General features: G+C 69.5%; 22 protein-coding genes. 7 read left to right on the top strand and 15 right to left on the bottom strand.

Annotated features, from left to right (window positions below; translation table 11 throughout):
* Positions 1 to 124 precede the first annotated feature (124 nt).
* The gene (locus A37U_RS0116650; protein WP_026197287.1) at positions 125 to 961 is read right to left on the bottom strand and encodes a tRNA (adenine-N1)-methyltransferase; all 837 of its coding nucleotides are present in this window, start codon (positions 959 to 961) and stop codon (positions 125 to 127) included.
* A 23-nt stretch (positions 962 to 984) separates the two neighbouring features.
* Entirely contained in the window at positions 985 to 2,094 is a 1,110-nt protein-coding gene (locus tag A37U_RS0116645; protein WP_020497788.1) for a site-2 protease family protein, read from the bottom strand.
* A 134-nt stretch (positions 2,095 to 2,228) separates the two neighbouring features.
* Between A37U_RS0116645 and A37U_RS0116640 the strand changes: the two genes are divergently transcribed.
* Together A37U_RS0116640 and A37U_RS0116635 are read left to right on the top strand one after the other, a co-directional pair.
* A complete protein-coding gene (locus A37U_RS0116640) occupies positions 2,229 to 3,104 on the top strand; it encodes a RecB family exonuclease (protein WP_020497787.1) in 876 nt (291 codons plus the stop codon).
* 7 nt (positions 3,105 to 3,111) lie between these two features.
* Positions 3,112 to 3,882 carry a thioesterase family protein gene (locus A37U_RS0116635; protein ID WP_020497786.1) on the top strand — a complete coding sequence of 257 codons (771 nt, stop codon included), beginning with the start codon at positions 3,112 to 3,114 and terminating at the stop codon, positions 3,880 to 3,882.
* Positions 3,883 to 3,886: 4 nt separating this feature from the next.
* On the opposite strand, the gene A37U_RS0116630 is transcribed toward A37U_RS0116635, so the two are convergent.
* Genes A37U_RS0116630 through A37U_RS0116620 form a run of 3 tightly spaced genes read right to left on the bottom strand, consistent with a single transcriptional unit; the run spans position 3,887 to position 5,870 of the window.
* Positions 3,887 to 4,711 (bottom strand): arylamine N-acetyltransferase family protein, encoded by an 825-nt coding sequence (locus A37U_RS0116630; protein ID WP_020497785.1) that lies wholly within the window; start codon positions 4,709 to 4,711, stop codon positions 3,887 to 3,889.
* A 41-nt stretch (positions 4,712 to 4,752) separates the two neighbouring features.
* Positions 4,753 to 5,595 carry an ATP phosphoribosyltransferase gene (gene hisG / locus A37U_RS0116625; RefSeq protein WP_020497784.1) on the bottom strand — a complete coding sequence of 281 codons (843 nt, stop codon included), beginning with the start codon at positions 5,593 to 5,595 and terminating at the stop codon, positions 4,753 to 4,755.
* An 11-nt stretch (positions 5,596 to 5,606) separates the two neighbouring features.
* Entirely contained in the window at positions 5,607 to 5,870 is a 264-nt protein-coding gene (locus A37U_RS0116620) for a phosphoribosyl-ATP diphosphatase (RefSeq protein ID WP_020497783.1), read from the bottom strand.
* Positions 5,871 to 5,916: 46 nt separating this feature from the next.
* Between A37U_RS0116620 and A37U_RS0116615 the strand changes: the two genes are divergently transcribed.
* Positions 5,917 to 6,810, top strand: a complete 894-nt coding sequence (locus tag A37U_RS0116615; RefSeq protein WP_020497782.1) for a phosphotransferase family protein — start codon at positions 5,917 to 5,919, stop codon at positions 6,808 to 6,810.
* Here the strand turns inward: A37U_RS0116615 and A37U_RS44045 are convergent, their stop codons facing one another.
* Together A37U_RS44045 and metH are read right to left on the bottom strand one after the other, a co-directional pair.
* Positions 6,811 to 7,452 (bottom strand): HAD family hydrolase, encoded by a 642-nt coding sequence (locus A37U_RS44045; protein ID WP_040587945.1) that lies wholly within the window; start codon positions 7,450 to 7,452, stop codon positions 6,811 to 6,813. It lies immediately after the preceding gene.
* Positions 7,453 to 7,516: 64 nt separating this feature from the next.
* The gene (gene metH / locus A37U_RS0116605) at positions 7,517 to 11,080 is read right to left on the bottom strand and encodes a methionine synthase (RefSeq protein WP_020497780.1); all 3,564 of its coding nucleotides are present in this window, start codon (positions 11,078 to 11,080) and stop codon (positions 7,517 to 7,519) included.
* 52 nt (positions 11,081 to 11,132) lie between these two features.
* On the opposite strand from metH, the gene A37U_RS0116600 reads away from it, so the two are divergent.
* Positions 11,133 to 11,990, top strand: a complete 858-nt coding sequence (locus tag A37U_RS0116600; RefSeq protein WP_020497779.1) for a PAC2 family protein — start codon at positions 11,133 to 11,135, stop codon at positions 11,988 to 11,990.
* A 31-nt stretch (positions 11,991 to 12,021) separates the two neighbouring features.
* On the opposite strand, the gene mshC is transcribed toward A37U_RS0116600, so the two are convergent.
* The 3 genes from mshC to A37U_RS0116585 form a co-directional block, all read right to left on the bottom strand.
* Positions 12,022 to 13,260: a cysteine--1-D-myo-inosityl 2-amino-2-deoxy-alpha-D-glucopyranoside ligase gene (gene mshC, locus A37U_RS0116595; RefSeq protein WP_026197286.1), complete on the bottom strand. Its 1,239-nt coding sequence runs from the start codon at positions 13,258 to 13,260 to the stop codon at positions 12,022 to 12,024.
* 65 nt (positions 13,261 to 13,325) lie between these two features.
* The gene (locus A37U_RS0116590; RefSeq protein WP_020497777.1) at positions 13,326 to 15,272 is read right to left on the bottom strand and encodes a vWA domain-containing protein; all 1,947 of its coding nucleotides are present in this window, start codon (positions 15,270 to 15,272) and stop codon (positions 13,326 to 13,328) included.
* A gap of 94 nt (positions 15,273 to 15,366) precedes the next feature.
* On the bottom strand, positions 15,367 to 16,755 hold the full coding sequence (locus A37U_RS0116585; protein WP_020497776.1) for a sigma 54-interacting transcriptional regulator: 1,389 nt from the start codon (positions 16,753 to 16,755) through the stop codon (positions 15,367 to 15,369).
* Between the two features lie 134 nt (positions 16,756 to 16,889).
* Here A37U_RS0116585 and A37U_RS0116580 point away from each other — a divergent pair, with 134 nt between their 5' ends.
* Both A37U_RS0116580 and A37U_RS0116575 read left to right on the top strand, forming a co-directional pair.
* On the top strand, positions 16,890 to 17,381 hold the full coding sequence (locus A37U_RS0116580; RefSeq protein ID WP_020497775.1) for a YcxB family protein: 492 nt from the start codon (positions 16,890 to 16,892) through the stop codon (positions 17,379 to 17,381).
* 34 nt (positions 17,382 to 17,415) lie between these two features.
* Positions 17,416 to 18,237, top strand: coding sequence for a hypothetical protein (locus A37U_RS0116575; RefSeq protein WP_051111658.1), 822 nt, complete (start codon positions 17,416 to 17,418; stop codon positions 18,235 to 18,237).
* On the opposite strand, the gene A37U_RS44040 is transcribed toward A37U_RS0116575, so the two are convergent.
* The 3 genes from A37U_RS44040 to A37U_RS0116560 all read right to left on the bottom strand — a co-directional run bounded on the left by A37U_RS44040 (position 18,230) and on the right by A37U_RS0116560 (position 21,256).
* Entirely contained in the window at positions 18,230 to 19,456 is a 1,227-nt protein-coding gene (locus A37U_RS44040) for a Cmx/CmrA family chloramphenicol efflux MFS transporter (protein WP_040587943.1), read from the bottom strand. The genes A37U_RS0116575 and A37U_RS44040 overlap by 8 nt on opposite strands.
* A gap of 117 nt (positions 19,457 to 19,573) precedes the next feature.
* A complete protein-coding gene (locus A37U_RS0116565) occupies positions 19,574 to 20,635 on the bottom strand; it encodes a ferrochelatase (protein WP_051111657.1) in 1,062 nt (353 codons plus the stop codon).
* A gap of 15 nt (positions 20,636 to 20,650) precedes the next feature.
* Positions 20,651 to 21,256: a TetR/AcrR family transcriptional regulator gene (locus tag A37U_RS0116560; RefSeq protein WP_020497771.1), complete on the bottom strand. Its 606-nt coding sequence runs from the start codon at positions 21,254 to 21,256 to the stop codon at positions 20,651 to 20,653.
* 92 nt (positions 21,257 to 21,348) lie between these two features.
* Here A37U_RS0116560 and A37U_RS0116555 point away from each other — a divergent pair, with 92 nt between their 5' ends.
* Positions 21,349 to 22,686 (top strand): cytochrome P450, encoded by a 1,338-nt coding sequence (locus A37U_RS0116555; RefSeq protein ID WP_020497770.1) that lies wholly within the window; start codon positions 21,349 to 21,351, stop codon positions 22,684 to 22,686.
* A 48-nt stretch (positions 22,687 to 22,734) separates the two neighbouring features.
* On the opposite strand, the gene fabI is transcribed toward A37U_RS0116555, so the two are convergent.
* Together fabI and fabG are read right to left on the bottom strand one after the other, a co-directional pair.
* The gene (gene fabI / locus A37U_RS0116550; protein WP_020497769.1) at positions 22,735 to 23,502 is read right to left on the bottom strand and encodes an enoyl-ACP reductase FabI; all 768 of its coding nucleotides are present in this window, start codon (positions 23,500 to 23,502) and stop codon (positions 22,735 to 22,737) included.
* A 41-nt stretch (positions 23,503 to 23,543) separates the two neighbouring features.
* Complete coding sequence (fabG, locus tag A37U_RS0116545; RefSeq protein ID WP_020497768.1) at positions 23,544 to 24,242, bottom strand: 3-oxoacyl-ACP reductase FabG; 699 nt, start codon at positions 24,240 to 24,242, stop codon at positions 23,544 to 23,546.
* Between the last annotated feature and the right edge of the window lie 84 nt (positions 24,243 to 24,326).

The raw sequence follows: 24,326 nt of genomic DNA, 5'->3' as shown, positions 1-24,326 counted from the left end.
ACCGGGGGTACATCCGAGCCGCGCTCGGTACGGTCACATCGACACTTTCGGATATCGGTGCCTACTGCGCATCGCGGTCCACGGCGTACCGTGCTCGCCCGGCGCGGCACCCGGTCAAGCGAATTCAGCGCAGCTGGCGACGGCGCCCCTGCTTCGGCGGGGCCACGCCGTCCGCGAGCCTGCGCGTGGTGAGCAGGAAGGCGGTGTGCGCGATCATCCGGTGCTCCGGGCGCACCGCGAGATCCACCACGTGCCATGGCCGGATGAGCGATTCCCAGGCCTGTGGTTCGGTCCAGCACTCCTGCGCGCGCAGCGCCTCGGTCACCGTGGACAGCTGGGTCGTCGTGGCCACGTAGACCAGCAGCACGCCGCCTTCGACGATCCCGCGCGCCACGGTGTCCAGCATCTCCCACGGCGCGAGCATGTCCAGCACGACGCGGTCGAAGGGCTCGCCCGGTTCGTGCTCGGCGAGATCACCGACCCGCAGCGACCAATTCTCGGGCAGGTCACCGAAGAAGGCCCGCACGTTGCGCTCCGCGTGCTCGGCGTGGTCCTCGCGCACCTCGTAGGAGCACACCTGCCCGGTCTCGCCGACCGCGCGCAGCAGCGAACAGCTCAGCGCCCCGGAACCGGCTCCCGCCTCGAGCACCCGCGCGCCGGGGAAGATGTCGGCCCACATGATGATCTGCGCGGCGTCCTTGGGATAGATGACCTGTGCGCCGCGCGGCATGGAGAGCACATAGTCGGCGAGCAGCGGGCGCAGCGCCAGGTATTCCGAGCCGTTCGCGGAAAGCACCACCGAGCCCTCCGGCTTACCGAGCACTGTGTCATGCGGGATCTCGCCGCGATGACTGTGGAAACTCTCCCCGGAACGAAGCACGAGCGCGTACTTGCGCCCCTTCGAATCGGTCAGCTGGACCCGGTCCCCCTCGACGAAAACCCCTGTACGCACGCGCGCCATCCTCGCAGACGCCGGCGCCCGGTTCAGCGGCGGCGCTCGTGCAGTGCCGTGCGCAGGTCCGCGCGGTGCAGCACCCCGGAGGGGCGCCCGTGTTCGTCGAGGACGAGGAACTGCCAGGCCGCAGTGGTGCGAACCCGTTCGATGATGTCCTCGCCGTCCTCGGAGTCCAGCAGCACGTTGCCCGCGCCGACCGATTCCGCCGCACGCTCCGCGGGGGCCTGCGGCGAGTGCGCGGCCAATTGCTGGGCCCTGGTCTCGTCCAGCAGCCCCGCCGCAATCCCGTCCGCGCGCACCAGCACCACACCGCGGCCCGCGGATGCGGCGAGCGCGTCCGCGACCGGGCTCTCCGCGGGCAGCTGCAGCACCGGGCGCACGAGCTCGCCGAGGGTGAGCCCGGCGGGCCACACCGAGCGCACCTCGGAGTCCAGTTCCTCGCGGGCACCGGCGATGACGAACCACGCGGTCAGCGCGCACACCGCGAGCCGCAGCCAGCGGTCCTCGCTGTTGGCCAGCAGCCCGGCGATCGCCCAGGCGAGCAGCGCGACCGAGATCGCCGCCGCGCCGGCCACCGCGATCTTGGTGCCGAGGGTCCGCCGTCCGGTCAGTGCCCACACCCCGGCGCGCAGGATCCGCCCGCCGTCGAGCGGAAGCCCGGGCAGCGCGTTGAACACCCCGACCGCGAGATTGGCCACCGCGCACTCGATGATCAGCAACCAGGCCGGGCCACCGTAGGGCACCACGAGCAACAGCGCCGCGAACACCGCCGCGAGCGCGAGGGACACCACCGGACCGGCCACCGCGACCAAGCCCTCCTGCGCGGGGCGGCGCGGTGAGCGCACCACCTCCGTTGCCCCGCCGAGCAGCGAGAGACGCATCCGGCGCACGCCCATGTTCAGGCGCAGCGCCACGACACAGTGCCCCAGTTCGTGCAGCAGCACCGAAATCCCGAGCAGCACGGCGAAGGTGACCGCGAACAGCGCCGCGGCCAGCAGCCCGGTCCCCGGGAGTATCCGCTGCACGATCGGCGTGTACAGGGCCACGATCAGCAGCGAACCGACCCACCAGGTCGCGGAGAGCAGCACGGGGACACCGCGTACCCGGAACAGCAGCAGTCCGCCACCATCCGGGACCACTCTCGTCACGCTCGCTGATGATGCCACGTACGCAGCCTAACCGCCGAGATGTGGGAGGCCCGTCATGCGCTGCACTTCGGGCCTCGGCGGCACGCCTGGACAGGATTGTCGGTGCGGGGGAATAAGGTTGCCGCATGAACATGACGGCCGAGCAGACCGGGGGGACAGCGCAGTCCGGGCACAAGCCGCGATCGATCGCCCTCTCCCCCTCGCGCGCCGCCGATTTCAAGCAGTGCCCGCTGCTCTACCGGTTCCGCGCCATCGATCGCATCCCGGAACGCCCGAGCGAGGCGCAGGTACGCGGCACCGTGGTGCACGCGGTGCTCGAGCGGCTGTTCGGGCTCCCCGCGGGACAGCGCACCCTCGCCACGGCCGCCGAGCTCGTGGACCCCTGCCTCACCGAACTGCTCGAACGCGAGCCCGAGCTCACGGAGTTCTTCGACGAAGCAGGCCTGGACCAGCTGCGGCAGTCGGCACGGCCGCTGCTGGAGACCTACTTCGGCATGGAGGATCCCAGCCGCTTCGATCCGGACGCCTGCGAGCTGCTCGTGGAAGCCGAGCTGGATTCCGGGGTGCGGCTGCGCGGCTACGTCGACCGGGTGGATGTCGCGCCGACCGGAGAGGTCCGGGTGGTCGACTACAAGACCGGCGCGGCACCGCGGGCGGTGTTCGAGGCCAAGGCGCTGTTCCAGATGAAGTTCTACGCGCTGGCCCTGCTCCGATTGCGCGGCGAGGTGCCCGACCAGCTCAAACTGATGTACCTGCGGGACGGCGAGGCGCTCACCTACGCCCCCGAGGAGGGCGAGCTGCGCCGTTTCGAACGCACCTGCGAGGCGATCTGGGGCGCCATCCGGCGGGCGGGCGATTCCGGGGACTTCCGGCCGAGCCCGAGCAAGCTGTGCGACTGGTGCGAACACAAGACGCGCTGCCCGGCCTTCGGCGGCACCCCTCCGGAATATCCGGGCTGGCCGGAGAGTCCGGCCGAACAAGCCGAAAGCGAAGTGGACTGAGCCGGGCATGCCCTTCTTCAAGCAACTCGACGAGAACCGGTTCGCGGCGCAGTGGGAGACGACCGGCCCCTGGACCGAGGGCGCACAACACCTCGGCCCGCCTTCCGCGCTGATGACCAGGGCGCTCGAGGCGGTACCCGGCGAGCTCGACGCCAGGATCGCCAGCATCACGGTGGACATCCTGGGACCGGTGCCCGTCGACGAACTGACGGTCTCGGCCTCCCTCGACCGTCCGGGCCGCTCCGTCGAACTGCTGTCCGCCCGGCTGTCCTCCGGAGACCGGGTCGTGGCCCGGGCCACCGCGTGGCGCATCATCGCCGGCGACAGCGAGGCGGTGCGCACCTCCACGGTCGCCCCGCTGCCTCCGGTCGAGCAGTCCGTGGAGAGCCCGATGCCCGAGGGGTGGGGCCGCGGATACATCGATGCGATGGAGTGGCGCAGTCTCACCGGGGGCTTCGGCGAACCCGGCCCGGCCGCGCTGTGGGTCCGCCAGCGGATCCCGCTCGTGGACGAAGAGGAGCCGAGTCCGCTGCAGCGGCTGATGACCGTCGCCGACTCCGGCAGCGGCGCCTCCAACATGCTGCGCCCGGACCGGTGGTGGTTCATCAACACCGCGCTCACCGTGCACATCCAGCGCGAGCCCGAGGGCGAGTGGATAGGCCTCGACGCGAGCACCACCATCGGGCCCGGCGGACTGGGCACGGCCCGCTCCGAGCTGCACGATGTGCACGGGCACGTGGCCGGTGGCAGCCAGCCACTGATGATCCGCCCGCGCTGAACCGCTAGACCGCGAGGGCGCGGCGAATCCCGGCGGATTCCTCCTCGTCCAGGGCGATCCCCAGGGAACCGAGCAGTTCGGGCACCTCCGCCGCGGTGACGGTGCGTTCCTCGCTCCGCCCGCCCGGATACTCGATGGTGAACGTGTTCCCCACGAGTCTGCACACCCGGTCGGCCTCGGTGCGGAACACCACGATCTTGCCGACGAACGGCGAACGCGGATGCGAGCTGATGAAGTGGTTGGCCAGCTCGAAATCCGAAGGCCAGGCCGGTTCCAGATCGAAGGAATGCAACGGTATCCAGCCCTGCGGACCGTGCTGTTCCAGCGTCCAGGCCCCGTCGTGCAGCATCATCCGGTGCGGCTTGCCGGACTGGTCCACGCGCGCCCCTTCGGTCAACCGCATCGGCTGCGGCATGCCCAGCCCGAACCCGACGTCGGCGAGATACTCGCTGCCCTCGACATCCACGATCACACTCGCGTGCGTGCGGTACCCGGACCCCTGCGGATTCCTCCTGCACAACACCCGCCAGGCCCGGTAGCCCAGGCGTTCGAGCACCGCGGCGAACAGCAGCACGTGTTCGTAGCAGTAACCACCGCGGCCCCGGTGCAACAGTTTGTCCACGATCGCGCCGAGGTCCAGGTCCGGCCGCCGACCGAGCATGACGTCCAGATTCTCGAATGGGAAGGTCCGCGCATGCGCCTCGGTGAGCTCGTGCAAGGCAGCGGCCGACGGGGGCCTGCGAGGCACTCCAACGTGCGCGAGGTAGGCGTCCACGTCGACGGTCGCGGTCTCGAACTGCTCGGGAGTGATGGTCTGCATCGTCGCCATACCGACCAGCGAAACACCTCCAGTTAACTGGAGGTCAAGGATTACATCCGGCAGGAGCGGATGTCGAAGGCCAGCACTGCCCGCGCGCCCAGCGCGGAGAGCTCGTCCATCAGCCGGTTCGCCTCGCCGCGCGGCATCATGGCGCGCACCGCGACCCAGTCCGGGTCCGCGAGCGGGGCCACGGTCGGCGATTCCAGTCCGGGCGTGATCGCGATCGCCTCGTCCAGCAGCGCCCGCGGGCAGTCGTAGTCCAGCATCAGGTATTGCTGGGCATACACCACACCCTGGATCCGCGCGGTGAGCTGGGCGCGCGCCTTGTCGTCCACGGCATCCGAGTGCTCGATCAGCACGGCCTCCGAACGGCAGATCGGCTCACCGAACGCGACGAGTTCGTGCTGGCGCAGGGTGCGGCCGGAACCGACCACATCCGCGATCGCGTCGGCCACCCCCAGCTGCACGGAGATCTCCACCGCCCCGTCGAGCCGGATCACCTCCGCCTCGACACCGTGCCGGGCGAGGTCGTCGCGCACCAGCCGCGGGTACGAGGTCGCGAGCCTACGCCCGCGCAGCTCCTCGACGGTCCACTGCTTTCCCGCGGGGGCGGCGTAGCGGAACGTGGAGGAACCGAAGCCGAGGGCGAGCCGTTCGCCGACCGCGGCGCCGGAGTCGAGGGCCAGGTCGCGTCCGGTGATCCCGAGGTCGAGCTGCCCGGAACCGACGTAGACCGGAATGTCCTTGGGGCGCAGGAAGAAGAACTCGACCTCGTTCAGCTGATCGATGACCGTCAGCTCGCGACCCGAGCGCTGCCGGTACCCGGCCTCGGCCAATACCTCGGCCGCCGGAGCGGAGAGCGCCCCCTTGTTCGGCACGGCGACACGCAACATCGGAAGGGCTCCTACAGGTAGCGGTAGACGTCTTCGGTGGTGAGTCCGCGGCTGAGCATCAACACCTGCAAGCGGTAGAGCAGCTGCGAGATCTCCTCGGCGAGCGCATCGTCGGACTCGTGCTCGGCGGCGAGCCACACCTCGCCCGCTTCCTCGAGCACCTTCTTGCCCTGAGCGTGCACCCCGGCATCGAGAGCGGCGACGGTTCCGGAGCCGGCCGGGCGTTCCACGGCCCGGCCGGACAGTTCGGCGAACAGCTCGTCGAAGGTCTTCACGGGGGCCAAGTCTTTCATGCCCCCGTCGGCGCTAACTTGGGTGGCCATGACCGCCCCGATCGACGACGCCGAGACCGCGCTGCTCGCCACCGCCGGGCTGCGCGGCAATCTGTCCGCGCGGCCGCTCGACGGTGGGTTCTCCAACCACATGCGAACGGTCACCGACGGGGAACGCACGGTGGTGTTGCGGCGCTGGAAGGGCGGCGCGGATGCGGCCCGGACCGAGCTGGCCGCGCTGCGTGAGGCGGCCGCCGACGGGATCCCGGTGCCCGGGGTGCTGGCCGCCGAGGCGGACCGGGCCGTGCTCGCCCTGGTGCCCGGTGAACTCGCCTCGACCGTGCTCCCCCGCGCCACCCGGGCCCAGGCCGAGACCATCGGCGAACGGATCGGTGCCGTCTTCGCCACAGTATGGGACCGGCCGCGGGAGGTCGCAGGCGAGGCGAAACGCGGAACGGACCCGCTGGAGTTCACCCCATGGCCGATCCGGCCCGCGGAGTTGTTCGAGCAGCTGCTCGAACGGATCACCGCCGCCCCGCCCGGCTGGGTGGCCATGGCAGCCGACTACGCCGAGACGATGAATTACCTGCTGCACCGGCCGGTCCGCTCGCACAGCGATGCGAACCCGAAGAACATCCTGCTGCGCCGCGAGGGCAAGGATTACACCGTGGCCGCCCTGCTCGACTGGGAGTTCACCTGCGCCGCCCCGCTCGAACACGACCTCGGCAATCTGCTGCGGTTCGAACGGCTCGGCTCCGTGCCCGGCCCGTTCGGCAACGGGATCGCGCGCGGCAGCGGATGCGATCGCGAACAGATCACCCTCGGCAGGCGCCTGGACCTGTTCGCGATCGCCGAGCTGTTCTCCCGGGAGAACATCGAGCAGCACGGGATGTACCGGGTGCTGTACGAACTGGCCGAGCGCCAGCTGCGCACCCCGTTGTAGCTAAGAGTGCGTGGCGTGGATCCTGGTCAGTTCGACGGCGTCCACCCCGACGAGCGAGTCGCGCAGTTCGGTGCGCTCCCCCGGTTCGACGGGCGCGTCACAGGGCACGACCAGCACCACGGCCCCCGCCGCCCGCGCGGAGCCGCTGCCCGCGGCCGAGTCCTCGACCGCGATGCACGCGGCCGGATCCACGCCGAGCAGCCGCGCCGCCTTCGCGTAGGGCTCCGGATGCGGCTTGTTGAGCCCGTCCACCTCGTCGCCGCACACCGTCACGTCGAAGTTCTCCGGGCCGATGGTGTTCAGGGCGAGCTCGGCGGTGTCCCGCTGGGTCGAAGTGACCAGCGCACTGCGCAAGCCGGCCGCACGCACCGAGCGCAACGCCTCGGCCGCGCCCGGCCGCCAGGGCAGCGGCTGGGCGAACAGCTCGGCGATACGTTCGGTGATCCAGCTACTGGTCTCGGCCATGCGCTGCCCGGTCGCCGCGACTCCGGCGAATCCGAGCAGCGCGGCCGAGGTGTCGGCCATGTTCGAGCCGACGAGCGAGGCCCGTTGCTGCTCGGAGAGCCGGACACCGTAGTGCTCGGCGATCTCCCGCAGCGGGATGTCCCACAGCTTCTCGCTGTCCACGAGCGTGCCGTCCATGTCCCACAGCACGGCCCGTAGTTCCTGTCCCGTCAACTGGCCCCTCTCCCCTCACGACACTGCATCAGGTGTTGAAGTACTTCGCCTCTGGATGATGCACGACGATCGCGTCCGTGGACTGTTCCGGGTGCAGCTGGTGTTCCTCGGACAACTTCACCCCGATGCGTTCCGGGTCGAGCAACTCCTCGATCTTGGCGCGGTCCTCCAGGTTCGGGCAGGCGCCGTAACCGAGCGAGAACCGGGCACCCCGGTAGCCGAGCCGGAAGAAGTCCTCGATGTTCTGCGAGTCGTCCTTCGCCACCGCGGACCCGTCCGGAAGGGTCAGCTCGGCGCGGATCCGGGAGTGCCAGTACTCGGCGAGCGCCTCGGTCAGCTGCACACCGAGCCCGTGCACCTCCAGGTAGTCGCGGTAGGCGTTGTTCTCGAACAGCTCCTGGGCGTAGTCCGCGATCGGCTGGCCCATGGTGACCGTGGAGAACCCGACCACGTCGACCTGGCCCTGGGTCTTGGCGAGTTCCCGCGGGCGGAAGAAATCCGCGAGACACAGGTGCCGGTCCTTGCGCTGGCGCGGGAAGCTGAACCGGAAGCGCTCGGGCGCGTCCGGGTCGGCCTCGGTGAGCACGACGAGGTCGTCCTTCTCGGCCACACACGGGAAGTAGCCGTAGACCGCGGCCGCGTGCTGCAGGATCCCGTCGGTGGACAGCCGCTCGAGCCAGTAGCGCAGCCGCGGGCGGCCCTCGCTCTCCACCAGGTCCTCGTAGCTCGGCCCCTCCTTGCCCTTGGTGCCGCGCAGGCCCCACTGACCGAGGAAGGTGGCGCGCTCGTCGAGCATGCCCGAGTAGTCCGCGAGCGGAACACCCTTGGAGATCCGGGTTCCCCAGAACGGCGGGGTGGGCACCTGGATGTCGGTGGACACGTCGGAACGCTCCGGGATCGGGCCCGCCTCGGCCTCCTCCTTCTCGCGGCGCTTCTCCGCGATGCGTTTGGAGCGCTCGTGCCGCGCCTTGCGCTCGGCGGCCTTGGCCTTCTCCTCCTCGGAGATCTCCGGTGCCTCGCCGCGCTTCTCCGCCATCAGGTTGTCCATCAGCCGGAGCCCTTCGAAGGCGTCCTTGGCATAGCGGACATCCCCGTTGAAGGTCTCGGTCAGATCGTTCTCCACGAAGCCACGGGTCAGGGCCGCGCCACCGAGCATCACCGGGAACCTGTCCGCGACACCCCGGGAGTTCATCTCCTCGAGGTTCTCCTTCATGATGACCGTCGACTTCACCAGCAGTCCGGACATCCCGATGACGTCGGCACGGTTCTCCTCGGCCGCTTCGAGGATGGCGTTCACCGGCTGCTTGATGCCGATGTTGACGACGTCGTAACCGTTGTTGGACAGGATGATGTCCACGAGGTTCTTGCCGATGTCGTGCACATCGCCTTTCACCGTGGCGAGCACGATCTTGCCCTTGCCCTCGTCATCGGCCTTCTCCATGTACGGTTCGAGATGGGCGACCGCGGTCTTCATCACCTCGGCGGACTGCAGCACGAACGGCAGCTGCATCTGCCCGGAACCGAACAGCTCACCGACGGTCTTCATACCGGCCAGCAGCGTCTGGTTGACGATCTCCAGCGCGGACTTCTCCTCGAGGGCCGCCATCAGGTCGTCCTCGAGGCCGTTGCGCTCGCCGTCCACGATGCGCCGCTCGAGCCGCTCGAACAGCGGCAGCTTCGCCAGTTCCTCGGCGCGGGACTCCTTCGAGGAGGACGCGGTGACGCCCTCGAACAGCTGCATGAACTTCTGCAGCGGGTCGTAATCGCCCTCGCGGCGGTCGTAGATCATGTCCAGGGCGACCGTGCGCTGTTCGTCCTCGATCTTGGCCATCGGCAGGATCTTCGATGCGTGCACGATCGCCGAGTCGAGCCCGGCCTCGCGGCACTCGTGCAGGAACACCGAGTTCAGCACCTGACGCGCCGCCGGGTTCAGGCCGAACGAGATGTTCGAAAGGCCGAGCGTGGTCTGCACATCCGGATGGCGTTCCTTGAGCTTGCGGATCGCCTCGATCGTCTCGACACCGTCCTTGCGGGACTCCTCCTGACCGGTGGCGATGGTGAAGGTCAGCGTGTCCATGATGATGTCCGACTCGGCGAGCCCGAACTTGCCGGTGATGTCGGCGATCAGGCGCTCGGCGATCTCCACCTTCTTGTCCGCGGTGCGCGCCTGGCCCTCCTCGTCGATGGTCAGCGCGACGATGGTGGCACCGAACTCCCGGACCAGCTCCATGACCTTGGTGAACCGGGACTCCGGTCCGTCGCCGTCCTCGTAGTTCACCGAGTTCACCGCGCACCGTCCACCGAGGTGTTCGAGCCCGGTGCGGATCACGTCGATCTCGGTGGAGTCGAGCATGATCGGCAGGGTCGATGCGGTGGCGAACCGCTCGGCGATCTCGGCCATGTCCTTGGCACCGTCCCGGCCGACGTAGTCGACGCACACATCGAGCATGTGCGCCCCGTCCCGGGTCTGGTCCCTGGCGATCGCCACGCAGTCGTTCCACTCCTCGGCGATCATCGCCTCACGGAACTTCTTCGAGCCGTTCGCGTTCGTACGCTCGCCGATCATCAGCACCGAGGCGTCCTGTTCGAACGGAACCGGCTGGTAGAGCGAGGAAATACTCGGCTCGCGCTCCGGACTGCGCTCGGGCGAGCGGAGATCCTTCACGGCCTCGGCCACCGCCGCCACGTGCCGGTCGGTGGTACCACAGCAGCCGCCGACCAGCCGGGCGCCGTAGTCGGTGACGAACTGGCTCAGCGCCGCGGCCAGCTCCTCGGGCTGCAGCGGGTACACCGCGCCGTTCGGGCCGAGCTCGGGCAGTCCGGCGTTCGGCATCACCGAGATCGGCGCGTTCGCGTGCTTGGCGAGGTAACGGAGGTGTTCGGACATCTCGGCCGGGCCGGTCGCACAGTTCATCCCGATCAGGTCGATGCCGAGCGGTTCGAGCGCGACCATCGCCGCACCGATCTCCGAGCCGAGCAGCATCGTCCCCGTGGTCTCCACGGTGACCTGGGCGATGATCGGGATGCGGATGCCCTCCCGCTCCATGGCGTGCTGGGAACCGATCACCGCGGCCTTGGTCTGCAGCAGGTCCTGACAGGTCTCCACCAGGATCGCGTCCGCGCCGCCGATCAGCAGCCCGCGCGCGGCGTCCGCGTAGGCGTCCCGCAGCGTGGCGTACGGGGCATGACCGAGGGTCGGCAGCTTCGTCCCGGGGCCCATCGAGCCGAGTACGAACCGGTCGCCGTCGTACTCGTCGGCCACCTCACGAGCGAGCGCCGCGCCGGTCCTGGCGAGTTCGAAGTTGCGCTCGGTGATGTCGTACTCGGCGAGGTTCGCGAAGTTGCAGCCGAAGGTGTTGGTCTCGACCGCGTCTGCGCCCGCGTCGAAGTAGCCGCGGTGGATGGCCCGGACCACGTCCGGCCTGGTCACGTTCAGGATCTCGTTGCAACCTTCTAGATTGTCGAAATCGGCAAGGGAGAGATCCTGCGCCTGCAATGCGGTGCCCATCGCACCGTCCGCGACCACGACCCGTTCGTTCAGTGCATCCAACAGCGCGGTATTGGTCAGATTCCCTTTTTGATTGTCCGACATGGGTCCAGCCTACGGTCCCCGGTCAACAGCGAACACGACGTAGGCTGTCCGGGTGTCAGAGACCGAAGCCGAGAACACCGAGCCCGAGGCACCGCGGAAGGCGATCCTCGTCGCCGCTTTCGAGGGCTGGAACGACGCGGGCGATGCAGCTACGACAGCGGTCGAGCACCTCCAGCTGATCTGGGACGCCGCCCCGCTCACCGAGCTCGATCCGGACGACTACTACGACTTCCAAGTGAGCAGGCCCACAGTCCGCATGGTGGACGGAATCACCCGTAGCATCGAGGAGCCGACGACCCGGGTCACCCACGCGACCCCGCCGGACAGCGAGACACAGGTGCTGCTGCTGCACGGTCTCGAACCCAATATGCGCTGGCGGCAGTTCTGCGCGGAGATCATCTCACTCGCTGAGAAATACGAGGTCTCGATGCTGGTGACGCTCGGTGCACTGCTCGCCGACACCGCCCACACCCGGCCCATCCCGGTCAGCGGGGCTGCGCACGACACCGATTCGGCGAAGCGCTTCGGCCTCGCCCGCTCCGAGTACGAGGGCCCGACGGGGATCGTCGGCGTTCTCCAGGACGCCTGCGTGCGCGCCGGAATCCCGGCGGTCTCGTTCTGGGCCGCCGTGCCGCACTACGTGTCCCAGCCGCCCTCGCCCAAAGTCACGATCGCCCTGCTGCGCAGGGTGGAGGATCTGCTCGGCGCCCCGGTCAGCCTGAGCTCGCTGCCCGACCAGGCGCGCGAATGGGAGCAGACGGTCAGCGAGATGATCGCCGAGGACGAGGAGGTCGCCGAATACGTGCGCGGCCTCGAGGAACGCGGTGACGCCGAACCGCCGATGGACGAGGTGTCCGGGGACGAGATCGCCTGGCAGGTGGAGCAGTACCTGCGCCGCCGCGACGAGTGACCCGGAGGGCACCCGCCGCGGCCCCAGGTACCTACGGCGCCACGCCGAGGAGTGCGTCGACCGCGGCGGCCAGTCCGGCCGGTGCCTGCGGATCGGTGCCCCGGCGTTCCAGGGCCTCGGCGACCCAGCCGTCGATCGCGGCGAGCGCCCGCGGGGTGTCCAGGTCGTCGGAGAGGTGATCGCGCAGCCGGGCGATGGTGTCGGTGCCATCCGGCCCGGCAGGCAGCGCGAAGGCGGTGCGCCAGCGCGCCAGCCGCCGCAGGGCCTCCTCGAGGGTCTGCCCGGTCCAGGAGCGGTCCGCGCGGTAGTGCGTGGCGAACAGCCCGAGCCGGATCGCCATCGGGTCGACCTCGCTTGCCCGCAGTTTCGAGACGAACACCAGGTTGCCCTTGGACTTGGACATCTTCTCGCCGTTCAGCCCGACCATGCCCGCGTGCGTGTAGTGCCGCGCGAACGGCCGCTGCCCGGAAAGCGCCTCCGCGTGCGCCGCCGAGTACTCGTGGTGCGGGAACGCGAGATCCGATCCGCCGCCCTGCACGTCGAATGGAATGCCGAGCCGGTTGTAGGCGATGGCCGAACACTCGATGTGCCAGCCGGGCCGCCCCTGCCCCAGTTCGCTCTCCCAGGACGGTTCGCCCGGCCGCGCCATCCGCCACAGCAGCGCGTCGAGGGGATGCCGCTTGCCGGTGCGCTCCGGGTCGCCGCCGCGTTCGGCGAACAGGGCGCGCATGCTTTCCGCGGACTCGTTCGACTCGTAGCCGAAATGCCCGGTCGCCGTGTGGTCGAAGTAGACGTCCGGATACTCGGGATCGTCGGCCCGGTAGGCGGCGCCCGAGGAGAGCAGCTTGCCGACCACCTCGATGATCTCCGGGATGGATTCGACGGCGCCGACGAACTCGCGCGGCGGCAGCACCCGCAGCGCCTCCATGTCCTCGCGGAACAGCGCCGTCTCGCGCAGCCCGAGTACCACCCAGTCGTCCTTGTCCCGCTCGGCCCGCTCCAGCAGCGGATCGTCGATATCGGTCACGTTCTGCACGTAGTGCACCGCGTGCCCGTTGTCCAGCCAGATCCGGTGCACGAGATCGAACGCGAGGTAGGTCGCGGCGTGGCCGAGGTGGGTGGCGTCGTACGGGGTGATCCCGCAGACGTACATCCGCGCCGTGCTCCCCGGGGCGGTCGGCCGCACCTGACCGGTCGCGGTGTCGTGAAGCCGGAGCGGACGCGGTTTCCCGTCGACCCTCGGCACGTCGGTTGGCGCCCATGTCTGCATGACATCGACGATAACCGTTGCTCCCGGCCACGGACCGGCCCGTCCACGGCGTGAAACCCGCCGGATCAGGTGCGGCGGCCGCGGAGATAGTCGGCGACCACGGCGGCACCGAGCCCGTCCAGATCGGGCGCGACCACCCGGCCGTTCGCGCGGCGGGCGAGCAGGTCCACGAACTCGGTCAGCCGCGGATCCTCGCCGAGCCGGAAGATCGAGGTGCTCGTCCCGAGCCTGGCCAGACTGTCCACTTCGGACACGGTAAGCGCGAGGGTGCGCGGATCCGGCGGATAGCTGAACTCCGCGGCACCGTCGGGTTCGAGGTGCGCGGTCGGCTCGCCGTCGGTGACCACCAGCAGCACCGGATTCGCGTCCGGATTGCGCTGGAAGTGCCTTCCGGCGAGCAACAGGGCGTGGTGCAGGTTGGTGCCCTGTTCCCAGGTGCCCTCGAGCGCGACCAGCTCACCGAGCTCCAGGGTGTTCGCGTGCCTGCCGAAGCCGATCAGCGCGAGTTCGTCGGTGCGGTACCGGGTGGTGATGAGCTGGTGCAGCGCGAGGGCGGTCCGCTTCATCGGCAGCCAGCGTCCCTCGGCGACCATGGACCAGGAGGTGTCCACGCACAGGGCGACTGCGGCCCGCTCGCGTTTCTCGGTCTCGATCACCTCGACATCGCGCACATCCAGGCGTACTCCGGAAGCCCCGGTCTCCGCGGACCGCAGCACCGCATTGCGCACGGTGCGTGCCACGTCCCAGGACTCGGTGTCCCCGAACCGCCACGGCCGGCTCGATCCGGTCGGTTCCCCGGCCGCGCCCGCCCTCGTGGTGTCCCGCTCACCGCGGCCGGCCCGCAGCGAACCGAGCACATCGCGCAGCGCCACCGCACCGAGCCTGCGCAATGCTTTGGGCGACAACCGGAGCGTTCCGTCCTCGGCCCGCTCGAACAGGCCACCACGGTGCAGTTCGCGTTCCAGTTCGGCCAGCCTGCGCGCGCTCACCGCGGCCTCCTCGCCGAGCTGGGCGGCCAGCGCCTCCAGGTCGATGTCCTCCAGCCGGGCGCCCGGATACGACTGGGAGAGCTGTTCGGCGAGCGCGTCGAGCTGGCCGAGCTCCTGCATCGCCTGCGCCCCCTCGGCGAGCCCGAGTGGATTGTCCCCGCGCATCCGGGCCGCGGAATCCCAGTCCTCACCCGGCCGCAGTGTCCGTAGCAGACCATCCATCGTGGACAGTCCCTGGCCGATCCGCGAATCACCGAAGGCCTGCGCCGACAGGTCGGCGAGCTCCGCGCGCTGTTCGGCCGACATCGAGTTCATCATCCGCTGCACGGCGGCCGAACGGGCGGCCAGTGCGTCCACCAGCTCCTCGGTGTTCTCCGGGTTCTCCGGGAAGTACTGGCCGTGCTTGGCCATGAACTCGGCGAACCGCTCGCTCGTGTCCTCGCCCCGCGCGTGCGCGGCGAGCAATTCGTTGAGGTCCTCGAGCATCCCGGCCATGGCGTCCACATCGGCCTTGCCGACCTGCCCGAGCGCGTCCTTCATACCCTCGAACCGGGACTGCATGAGCTGTTCCCCGAGCAGGTCCCGGATCCGCTGATAGTCCTCGCGTGCCTGTTCGGAACGCCAGGGGTATTCGGCGAGTTCGTTCACCGCCCCCGCGGTGGAACTGGGCAGCGCATCCAGCCGCGCCTCGGCGAAGCGCGCGTCATCGCTCGGATCGGGGAACAGTGCGCGGCGTTCGGCGTCCAGGGCACGCTCGAGCAATTCCCGGACCTCGTTCAGGGTGCCGTCCAGGTTGTTCTCCCGCTGCAGTTTCGCGCGCCGCTGCCACAGCTGCCTGGTCAGCTCGTCCAGCCCGGTGGTGCCCGGCGTTCCCCTGCGGAGCAGTTCCTCGAGCGCGGAACGGGGTGAGGCACCGTCCATCACGTCCCTGCCGAGCTCGTCCAGCGCCTCCCGCAGGCCCAGTGGCGGCGCGAGCGGATCGGGCCCCTCGTGCCAGCGACCGTAGCGCCAAGTACCGGTCATGAGAGCGGACCTTTCGTGAGCGTCGCAGGGCCGCCCGCGGTCCGAGGGGCACAGCGGAAGTCCGATCGGGGCAGCTCCGATAGGGACAGCACAGTCATGGCCCGTACACCGTCTCGGATTCGTCCGCGTCCTTGGCGAGGCGGCGGGCCAGATACAGGGATTCGAGGGCGAACTCGATCGCGGCGGCGATCCGAGCCGGTTCCCGTTCCACCCCGGGTTCGGTCAGCCGCTCCACGATGTCGTGGCACACCGGCAGTTCCGGCAAGGCGTGCAGGATCTCCCGCGCGGGCACCCGCTCCCCCGTGGTCACCACCCGGCCATCCACAATGGACTCGACAAGCGGGTTCATATCGATCCCGCCGAGCCATTCCCGTGCCGTCTCGGCGAATGCCCTGCGCAGCAGGTGGCGCAGATGCTCGAGTTCGCGCCCCTGTTCCCCGGTCTCGAACTCCACCTTGCCGCGCAGTACCTCGGGCAACGCCTCCAGATCGACCGGGCGCGCCACCGGATTCGGCTCACCGATGAGCGTCGCACGGCGCAGCGCCGCGGCGGCGACGGTCTCGGCGGCGGCCACGGCGAACCGGGCGGACACCCCGGAACGCTGGTCCACCGCACCGGATTCGCGCAGCAGGCGCACATACCGGGCGAGCACCTCGATCAGCGGCTCGCCGAGTTCCGCGCCGAGCTCGGCCTCCTGGCGCACCACCGCGGCCTCGGCGGCGACCGAAAGCGGGTAGTGGGTACGGATCTCCGCGCCGAACCGGTCCTTGAGCGGGGTGATGATCCGGCCCCGGTTGGTGTAGTCCTCCGGGTTCGCGGTCGCCACCAGCAGCACATCCAGGGGCAGCCGCAGCGTGTAGCCGCGCACCTGGATGTCGCGTTCCTCCATCACGTTGAGCAGGGCGACCTGGATGCGTTCGGCCAGATCGGGCAGTTCGTTGATGCCGACGATCCCGCGGTGTGCGCGGGGCACGAGGCCGAAGTGGATCGTCTCCGGGTCACCGAGGCTGCGTCCCTCGGCCACCTTGACCGGGTCCACATCGCCGACCAGGTCGCCGACGCTGGTGTCCGGGGTGGCCAGCTTCTCGGTGTACCGCTGGGACCGGTGCACCCAGGTCACCGGCAGCTCGTCGCCGAGTTCGGCCGCGCGCCGCAGGGATTCCGGGGTGATCGGCTCCATGGGGTGCTCACCGAGTTGGGCGCCCGCGATCACCGGGGCCCATTCGTCGAGCAGCACGGAAAGGGTGCGCAGCAGCCGGGTCTTGCCCTGACCGCGTTCGCCGAGCAGCACCACGTCGTGCCCGGCGAGCAGGGCCCGTTCCAGTGCGGGAAGCACCGTCCGGTCGAACCCCACGATGCCCTGCCACGGATTGTCTCCCGCGCGCAGTGCGGCGAGCAGGTTCTCGCGCAATTCGGTCTTCACCGGGCGCGGTGGATACCTGCCGGATTCCCGGAGCGCGCCCAGCGTCGTCGGCTGGGGCATCGGTGATTGCGGCGTGGTTGACTGCGTCACGGTCGACTCCTTCACTCGCTCCGGTTCCGACGCTACGTCGCCGAACGGGATCTTGCGAGGTGGAGCAACTCCAGCTCACCCCGGGCCTGCGATAATGCCGCACCATGAGCACCCCCATCCGGTTCAGCTGGACCCTGCGCCGCGCCGACCATCTCGACCTGCTGCGCACCTCGATGCCACTGATCCGGTTCGCACCGCTGTTCGCGGCCGCGCTCGCGGTGGCAGGCATGGTCCTGCTCGTGCTCGGGCAGTGGCTGGCCGGCGTTCTCGGCCTCGTACTCGGCGCGCTCGTGCTCGCGGTGCCCTACTGGCAGGCGGTGCTTTCCGAGCGGCACTATCCCTTGGCGGGCAAAGAGATCAGCGCGAGCGCGGACCAGTCCAGGGTGAAGCTCGACGTGGCCGCGCATGCGCACAGCGAACTCGCCTGGGACCGGATCAGCGGCTGGTCGGACACCGGGCGCACGATCGTGCTGCGCACCGGATCCTCGGGCGGTTACCCGATCCCGCGGCGTGCGTTCACCGATCCCGGACAGGCGGCGGAGTTCACGAAGTTGTTGCACGCCAAGGTCGGCGCGCCCGGCAACCGACCCCGCTGACGGCACCCGGAATCGCCTGCGTAGCATCGGATGTGTGGCGAGTGTGAGCGCGACACTGGTGGTGTGGGCGGCGGCGTGGCGCTATGGTCGCGCCGCTTCGGACGACGTATTGGACGCCTTGCAGGTGTGGGCGGATGTGCACCGGGTGCGTGCCGCCGATCCGCGCACCGCGGCGGCGCTGGATCTTCCGGGAAGCGGTGAACCGCCTGCGGCGCCTGCGCTGTTGCTGGCGGCGCTGCGCAATGCCGATCTGGCGGACGCGGGCATCGTGTTGCCGATCCCCGGGGATGTGCGCGGTCTCGGCGGGAAATCCTCCTTCGCCGAGGACGCGATGCGCGCGGGCGAGGCGGTTCTGCTCGCCTCGGCGGGCCTGGGCATCGTGCCGAACAAGGTCAGTCAGGACGAGGTCCAGTGGACCGTCTATACGCTTCCCCAGCTGACCGGGCGCGAGCACACCCCGCTCTCCCAGGCCGAGCACGACCTCTCCGGCTCCATGCGGGCCGCGGCGACCGCGCTGATCGAGCTCGGCGTCGCCAAGGCCCGGCCCAATGTGCGCGAGGAGATCGCCGAGCACGTGGCGCGCAATCCCGAGGTGCCGTGGCCGGACGGGATGCCGGGCCGCGCGGTACGGGTGCTGGCCCGCGCCGCCGAGCTCGACGCGATCCTCTGGGTGGCCAGCGGTGATCAGCCGGGCAGCGCCCTGTCCGCGCGTACCGCACAGGCCCGCGAACAGGTGCTCCAGCCATTGATCAGTGCGGTGCGCTCGGCCCGCTGCGCCGCGGTGGACGAAGCGGTCCGAGCGCTCTCCGAGCAGGCCGAGCCCGCCGAACAGACCGAGCCGAGCTCGTCTAACTGACGCAGACCGCGGGTACCTCGGCATCCTCGCTCTGCTGGTCTGCCACCCGCTGTGGTTCCGGTGCACCGATCCGGCGGTCCAGCAGCAGCGAACCGAGCCCGGCGAGCAGTGCGAGCGCCACGATGCCCGCACCCACCACCGGGACCGCCAGATACCCCAGCCCCGCGTCGATCACCGCCCCACCGACGAGCGGGCCGATCGTGTTGCCGATATTGAACGCGGACACGTTCATGGAGTTCGCCAGGGTCGGCGCTTCCCCTGCGAGGCTGAACATCCGGCCGAGCAATGCCGGGTTCGCGCCGAAACCGGCGAGTCCGAGCAGCCCGACCGCGACGATCGCGAGCACCTTGTTCTCCCCGAACAGGCCGAGCGCCGCGAGCACCAGCGCCAGCGCGCCGAGCGGGAGGAAAAGGCTCGCGAACGGGTGGCTGTCCGCGAACCGGCCGGCCACTTGCAGCCCGATCACCGCACCGACGCCGAACACCGCGAGCAGCAACGGCACGATGCCCTCGGTGAATCCGCTGACGCCGACCAGGAACGGCGACAGGTAGGAGAAGGTGCCGAAGATCGCGGCACCGGTCAGGCCGATCGTGCCGAGTGCGACCCAGGCCCGTGGCTGGCGGAACACCCGCAGTTCGGTGCGCAGATTCGACTGGGCTACTCCACTGCTCGTCTGCAGCCTCGGCACCAGCGCGAGCACGCCGAGCATGGCCAGCAGCGCGGCACCGGCCACGGCGAAGAAGGCGCCGCGCCAGCCGCCGCCCTCCCCGATCACCGTGCCGAGCGGGACGCCGAGCACATTGGCGACGGTCAGACCCCCGACGAAGACCGCCAGGCCACGGGCGCGTTTACCCGGACCGGCGAGCCGGACCACCACCGTGCCGCCGACCGCCCAGAATGCCCCGGTCGCCACCGCCGTGACCACTCGCGCCACCACGAGTGTCGCGTAGTCCGCAGCGAACCCGGCGACCACATGGCCGAGCACGAACACGGCCAGCGCGCCGAGCAGCGTCGCCTTGCGCGGCCAGCGCAGCGTCAGTGCCGCCATCACCGGGGCACCGATCACCATGCCGATCGCGAAGGCCGCGATCAGCCCGCCGACCGCGGACACCGATACCCCGAGGTCGCGCGCCATTCCCGGTAACAGACCGGAAATCATGAACTCGGTCGTGCCGAGCGCGAACACGCTCAGCGCGAGCACGTACACACCGCGATGCATCGATTTCCCCTCGAAATTCACTGACTGAACAACGGAGGCAACCAATGCCGGGAGCGGCTTGTTCCCCCTACGGAGAAATCCGCCCATACTCCGGAAAGCCGATGGGGCCGGGAATATTCAGGACGTGCTGGCGCAGCAGCCGGGTGCGCACGGGGCGCCGTTGGCCGTGCAGCCGGCGAGCGGGAACGCGGACAGTTTGCGTGCCGGGGCCCCGATCCGGTGTTCCTGTACGAGTTCCACGATCAGCTTCGCGAACCGGGGATCGGTGCCCGGGGTGGCCACCCTGGCGAACCGCATACCGTGTTCGGCCGCACGCTCGGCGGCTTCGTTGTCCAGATCCCAGACGACCTCGAGGTGGTCGGAGACGAAGCCGACCGGGTGCACCACGACCGCACCGATTCCCTTGGCGTGCAAGGTATCCAGGTGGTCCACGATGTCCGGCTCGAGCCACGGGATGTGCGGCGGGCCGGAGCGGGACTGCCAGACCACGTCGAACTCGGCGACACCGGCACGCTCGGCGACCAGCCGGGCCGCCTCGTACACCTGCCGCGAGTACAGCTTGCCGCCCTCGGCCTCGGTCCCGGCGCGTTCGTCCGCCGCGGTCGGGATGGAGTGCGCGGTGAACACCAGGCGACCCGGTTCGCCGAGCTTCGCCAGCGCCGCGGTGACCGCGTCCGCACCGGCCTCGATGAACAGCGGGTGGTCGAAGAACTGACGCAGCTTCACCAGATCCGGGGCGTCCTCCCCGAGGTCCGCGCGCGCGGCGAGGATGTCCTCGTGGTACTGCTTGCACGCCGAATAGCCGCCGTAGGCGCTCGTGGTGAACACCAGTGCCCGGCGCACCCCGTCGGCGCGCATCGTGCGCAGGGTGTCGGTGAGCATCGGATACCAGTTCCGGTTGCCGAAGTAGACCGGGAGCCCGATTCCTTCGGCGGACAGTTCGGCGCGCACATCCTCGATGATCGCCCGGTTCAGCGCATTGATCGGGGAAACCCCGCCGAAGTGCTGGTAGTGCTTCTCGACCTCGTCCAGCCGCTCCGGGGGAACCCCCCTTCCCCGGGTCACGTTCTCCAGGAACGGGCGGACATCGGCCGGTTGCTCCGGGCCGCCGAAGGAAAGCAACAGCAGCGCGTCATAGGCGCCTTCGGTGTAGTCAGGATCGGACACGTCCCCTATCATCGCGCGCGCGATTCCTCAGCCGTTCGCCAGGGCATCGAACTCGTCCACGATCGCCGCCACGATCTCCGGCCAGGAGGTGTCCAGTTCCCCGGCCGCCAGCGACATGGTGACCTCGCTGAGCCCGCCGACGAGCAACAGCGAGCCGATCGTGGCCCGCGCGTCGCCGAGCGCGTCCCCGTAGTGCTGTCGCGCGTGCGCGCTGACCAGTCCGGCGAACCGGTGCACGTGCTCATGCCTGCGCGCGCGCAGTGCGGGATTGCCGAGTGATTCCACAAGCATGGCGCGGATGATCCGCGGGTCCTGTTCGGTCAGCTCGACATAGGCGTACAGCGCGGCGCGCAGCTTCTCCCGCGGCCGGGCGGGCGCCTTCTCCAGCGCCGTGCGCACCCGCTCCTCGAGGGTGCCCGCCGCATCGTCGAGCACCGCGACCAGCAGCGCGTCCAGATTGGCGAAGCTCTCGTAGAAGTACCGCTCGGTGAGCCGCGCCCGCCCGCACACCGCGGTCATCGTGGTCGCGGCCAGCCCTTCGGTGCCGAGCAGTTCATAGCCCGCCTCGATGAGCCGCGCCCTGCGCTGCCGTGTTCGCTCCGCACCGGAGGCTCCTCGATAGCTGCGGGTCACCCACTCGATCCTGCCATCAACGTTGACGCGACCGCACACACGTTCTAGCATCTGACATACGTTCCTGTCAGATTGTTTCTGCGGAGGGCCCGATGACCGTGCTCGCCCCACCCCCGAAGACGACAGACCTCCGCCCGGTCCCCGGCGCACGCAGCTGGCCCTACGCGGGCTTCCTGCTCACCACCGACCGGCTCGGCTCCGCGCGGCGCCGCTTCGACCAGTACGGCCCGGTCAGCTGGTCCAACGCGCTCGGTCGCAAGATCGTGCTCCTCCAGGGGCCGGATGCGATCGGCCAAGCCCTGTCCAATGTGGACAAGACCATCGCCAACGGGCCCGGCTGGCAGTTCTTCATCGGGCCGTTCTTCAACCGCGGGCTGATGCTGCTCGATTTCGGCGAGCACCTGCACCACCGGCGGATCATGCAGCAGGCGTTCACCAACGAGCGGTTACGCGGCTACCTGGACACGATGAACGCGATGATCGCCGAGCGCATCCGCGGCTGGCGGCCACGCCCCCACTTCCGGTCCTATCCCGCGGTGCGCGCGCTCACCCTCGATGTGGCCACCGAACTGTTCATGGGCGGCACCGAACGCGGCACCCAGAAGCGGCGGGTCAACCGGGCCTTCGCCGACACCGTACGGGCCGGGACCTCGATCGTGCGCTATCCGCTGCCGCTGACCAAATGGCGTCGCGGGGTCGAAGGACGCAAGGTGCTCGAATCCTTGCTGTACCAGCGAATCGGCGCGCACCGCGAGGGTTCGGGCCGTGATCTGTTCACCTCGCTGTGCCACGCGGAATCCGAGGACGGGCACCGGTTCACCGATGCCGACGTGGTGAACCACATGATCTTCCTGCTGATGGCCGCACACGACACGACCACGATCACCCTCGCCACGATGATCGGCTACCTGGGCGCCGATCAGCGGTGGCAGGACGCCTGCCGCGAGGAGGCCTTCGCCATCGGGGAGGACACACTCGGCTACGACCACCTCGAGGAGTGCGTCTCGGCGGGGCTGGCCATGAAGGAGGCGAACCGGCTGGTGACCCCGGTGCCCTCGCAGGCGCGGCAGACGATCGCGGACACCGAGATACTCGGGCATTTCATCCCGAAGGGCACGCTGCTGGCCCTGGACACCTTGTTCACCCACCACATGGGCGAGTACTGGCCGGATCCGGAGCGCTTCGACCCCGGCCGGTTCGCCGAGGATCGCCGCGAGGACAAGGTGCACCGGCACGCCTGGGTGCCCTTCGGCGGCGGGGTACACAAGTGCATCGGCATGCACTTCGCCGGAATGCAGGTCAAGGCGGTCATGCACCAGCTGCTGCGTCACTACCGCTGGTCGGGGCCGTCGGACTATGTGCCGGACATCGATTACACCGCGCTCCCGGTGCCCAAGGACGGCATGCCGGTGCGCCTGGAACACCTCTGAGCCGGTCCCCCGGTGCTCGGGGAACCGACCCTCGCCAACACAGCCGGCTCAGCTGCCGAGAGAGTGCACTCCCCCGTCGGCCATGACCATGGAACCGGTCGTGGCGGGCATCCAGTCGGACATCAGTGCGCAGATGGTGCGCGCGACCGGGCCCGCGTCGGTGGTGTCCCAGCCGAGCGGGGCGCGGTCGCCCCAGCTGTCCTCGAGCTCGCTGAACCCGGGGATGGAGCGGGCCGCCATGGTCTTGACCGGACCGGCCGCGACCAGGTTCACCCGGATCCCCCTGGGGCCGAGTTCCCGTGCCAGGTAACGGTTCGTGGACTCCAGCGCGGCCTTGGCAACGCCCATCCAGTTGTACGCGGGCCAGGCCACACGGGCGTCGAAGTCCATGCCGACGACCGAGGAACCGGAGCCCAGCAGCGGGAGGCAGGCATTGGCCACGGCCTTGTAGGAGAAGGCCGACACCTCGACGGCCTTCGCGACATCCTCGGCGGGCGCGTCCAGGAAGGGCGCGCCGAGGCAGCTCTGCGGCGCGAAGGCAATCGAGTGCAGCACCCCGTCGAGCCCGTCGACATGCTCGCGCACCCGGTCGGCGAGCGTGTCGAGGTGCTCGGTGTCCTGTACGTCGAGCTCCACCAGCGGTGCCGGGGTCGGCAGCCGCTTGGCGATGCGCTCGACGAGCGAGAGCCTGCCGAAGCCGGTGAGTACCACCTCGGCGCCCTGTTCCTGCGCCTGCTTGGCCGCATGGAAGGCGATCGAGGACTCGGTGATCACCCCGGTGATCAGCAGCCGCTTGCCCTCAAGCAGTCCGGACACGGTTGATTCCTCCAGTCTGTGCGCTAGTTCGTTCCGAAAACCTAGTGGCCCATGCCCAGGCCGCCGTCGACGGGGAGTACCGCCCCGTTGACGTAGGACGCACCGGCGAGGAACACCGCGGCCTCGGCGACCTCCTCGACATCGCCGAGCCGGCCCGCGGGGACGTTGCCGAGGATCTCCTCGTGCCTGCGGTCGGTGACGTCGTCGATCATGGCCGTCTTGATGAACCCGGGAGCGATCACGTTGGCGGTGATGTTGCGGCTGGCCAGTTCGCGGGTGATGGAGCGGGCGACGCCGATCAGCCCGGCCTTCGAGGCCGCGTAGTTGACCTGGCCCGGCGAACCGGACATCGCGACCACCGAGGAGAGGAAGATCATCCGTCCGTACTTCGCCCGCAGCATGCCGCGGGTGGCCCGTTTGGCGACGCGGTAGGCACCGGCCAGGTTCGTGTCCAGCACGCTGGTGAACTGCCCCTCGTCCAGGCGCATCAGCAGCGTGTCGTCGGTGACTCCGGCGTTGGCGACGAGCACCTCGACCGGTCCGTGCGTGGCCTCCACCTCCTTGAACGCCGCGTCGACCGATTCGGCGTCGGTCACATCGCAGGTCACTCCGAACAAATCCTCCGGCGCACCCGAACCCCGGTGCGTCACGGCCACCTTGTCCCCCTGCTCGGCGAACGCGCGTGCGATGGAAAGCCCAATTCCCCTGTTACCGCCGGTGACGAGAACCGACCGTGCCACGTGTTGTCTCCCTAAGGTTGTTCACTCCCGATACCGCGCGTCAGGTTATCGGGTTGAGCTACCGGCCGGTCATGTAGGAACTGC

The sequence above is a fragment of the Sciscionella marina DSM 45152 genome (assembly GCF_000379465.1).
Classification (GTDB): Bacteria; Actinomycetota; Actinomycetes; order Mycobacteriales; family Pseudonocardiaceae; genus Sciscionella; species Sciscionella marina.
This window is presented reverse-complemented; position numbering and strand designations above follow the sequence as displayed.

Coding starts and splice junctions, on each gene's coding strand:
- A37U_RS0116650 (WP_026197287.1), bottom strand. CDS start 961: ATGGCGCGCGTGCGTACAGGGGTTTTCGTCGAGGGGGACCGGGTCCAG.
- A37U_RS0116640 (WP_020497787.1), top strand. CDS start 2,229: ATGAACATGACGGCCGAGCAGACCGGGGGGACAGCGCAGTCCGGGCAC.
- A37U_RS0116635 (WP_020497786.1), top strand. CDS start 3,112: ATGCCCTTCTTCAAGCAACTCGACGAGAACCGGTTCGCGGCGCAGTGG.
- A37U_RS0116630 (WP_020497785.1), bottom strand. CDS start 4,711: ATGGCGACGATGCAGACCATCACTCCCGAGCAGTTCGAGACCGCGACC.
- hisG (WP_020497784.1), bottom strand. CDS start 5,595: ATGTTGCGTGTCGCCGTGCCGAACAAGGGGGCGCTCTCCGCTCCGGCG.
- A37U_RS0116615 (WP_020497782.1), top strand. CDS start 5,917: ATGACCGCCCCGATCGACGACGCCGAGACCGCGCTGCTCGCCACCGCC.
- A37U_RS44045 (WP_040587945.1), bottom strand. CDS start 7,452: ATGGACGGCACGCTCGTGGACAGCGAGAAGCTGTGGGACATCCCGCTG.
- metH (WP_020497780.1), bottom strand. CDS start 11,080: ATGTCGGACAATCAAAAAGGGAATCTGACCAATACCGCGCTGTTGGAT.
- mshC (WP_026197286.1), bottom strand. CDS start 13,260: ATGCAGACATGGGCGCCAACCGACGTGCCGAGGGTCGACGGGAAACCG.
- A37U_RS0116590 (WP_020497777.1), bottom strand. CDS start 15,272: ATGACCGGTACTTGGCGCTACGGTCGCTGGCACGAGGGGCCCGATCCG.
- A37U_RS0116585 (WP_020497776.1), bottom strand. CDS start 16,755: ATGCCCCAGCCGACGACGCTGGGCGCGCTCCGGGAATCCGGCAGGTAT.
- A37U_RS0116580 (WP_020497775.1), top strand. CDS start 16,890: ATGAGCACCCCCATCCGGTTCAGCTGGACCCTGCGCCGCGCCGACCAT.
- A37U_RS44040 (WP_040587943.1), bottom strand. CDS start 19,456: ATGCATCGCGGTGTGTACGTGCTCGCGCTGAGCGTGTTCGCGCTCGGC.
- A37U_RS0116565 (WP_051111657.1), bottom strand. CDS start 20,635: ATGATAGGGGACGTGTCCGATCCTGACTACACCGAAGGCGCCTATGAC.
- A37U_RS0116555 (WP_020497770.1), top strand. CDS start 21,349: ATGACCGTGCTCGCCCCACCCCCGAAGACGACAGACCTCCGCCCGGTC.